The organism is Streptomyces luteosporeus (genome assembly GCF_039532865.1).
GTDB classification, from domain to species: Bacteria; Actinomycetota; Actinomycetes; order Streptomycetales; family Streptomycetaceae; genus Streptomyces; species Streptomyces luteosporeus.
This window is the reverse complement of sequence record NZ_BAAASL010000052.1, coordinates 1-1,300: the sequence shown is the minus strand read 5'-3', so window position 1 is coordinate 1,300 and position 1,300 is coordinate 1. Positions and strand designations below refer to the sequence as shown.

Annotated in this window: 2 protein-coding genes; both read left to right on the top strand. The window is 58.3% G+C overall.

Annotated features, from left to right (window positions below; genetic code table 11):
• Positions 1-724 precede the first annotated feature (724 nt).
• Positions 725-955: a DUF905 domain-containing protein gene (locus ABD361_RS30345; RefSeq protein ID WP_344440190.1), complete on the top strand. Its 231-nt coding sequence runs from the start codon at positions 725-727 to the stop codon at positions 953-955.
• A gap of 70 nt (positions 956-1,025) precedes the next feature.
• On the top strand, positions 1,026-1,300 hold a 275-nt coding region (locus ABD361_RS30340; protein ID WP_344440188.1), incomplete at its 3' end, for a ParB/RepB/Spo0J family partition protein.

Here is a 1,300-nt window from a genome sequence, read left to right as displayed (position 1 = left end):
AAGGGATACCCGCAGCTAAATCACTGTACGAAAAGTGTCAGTCAGCGACCTATCCGCAATTGCTGGCCACCGTCGAACGCCTGGAACGATAAGAAAGGCATAACACCACTGGACCCCTTCGGCTCCTGACCAGCAAAGCTGGCCAGTCGTCGAGCCACACTCCGCTAACCGCGAAAAGACGCGGTAAGCTCCGCCGAACCCGCAACGCGGTTTCGGGCCTGACGGCTAGTGTCTGATGTCTGAGGTCAGGGTCAACAGCAGCGCTTGCTGCGACCGTTCCGGCCGCGCCGCTTTCACCGTGCCGGCGAAGGACTGCCGGCACTCTGCGGGGCAACGCCGTTTCGCGCCCGCGCTCTTCGTCGTTGCGGCGGGTGCCTGCTCCTTTCCCCTGGTACCCGTATCACCCGTTTGAGTCCATTCGCCGGGGCTGAGACAAGCACAACCCGTCTTGCTGTCCAGGGGACGGCAGGGCCTTTCGCAATAAATTTTTCCCGGCCATTCCGCTGCCGCTTCATTAGGCCGAAAAAAATTTCCCGCTCACCCCCGGACATCTGCACCGGGCCGTGCTCGTTTACGCCCTTGCGGCGAACGGCTCTCAAACGGGTGAAGGTTATATCCAGGGGGCAGGTTCAGCAGGTCCCCGCACAAAGTCAAAACCGCGGCCCCGGCAACTCAACGGGTGATGGTTTTTTAAAAGCAAAACAGGTTCAGAAGGAGGGGCAACATGAGCGAGGCGCTGGCGGTTTTACCCGACGACACCTTTACCCGCGAACAGGCTGAGGTCGTTGCGGCGCAGTACACCAACGTGGCAATTGAGGACGGTCAGGGTACACATTTTCGTCTGGTCGTTCGTCAGAACGGCGTAATGGTCTGGCGCGCGTGGAATTTTGAAGCGGATACCGGGAAATGGCTCAACCGTTACATCGAACGTTACGGTATTCGTAAACAGCAGTAAATAAGAAGGTGCCCTGCCGGAGCGGTAACTCCGCAGGGCCGGACAATCATCAATCAGTGAGGTATCAACTATGTCAGTAACCGATGTTAAAGCAAAAGCACCCAAAAAAGCGAGCAGCAAAAAAATTACGAAGGCACAGGAGGCTGCCCTGAAGATCGCCCTTGAGGCCGCTGCGGTCGAGTACGTTCCGCTGTCCGATCTCGTTAAATCCCCGCTGAACGTGCGCTCCATCCCCTATTCCGTGGACAGCGTTCGCGGTCTGGCCGACTCCATCGAGACGCTCGGACTGCTGCAGAACCTTATTGTTCACACCCTCGCGGACGGACAATCCGGCGTGGCCGCAGG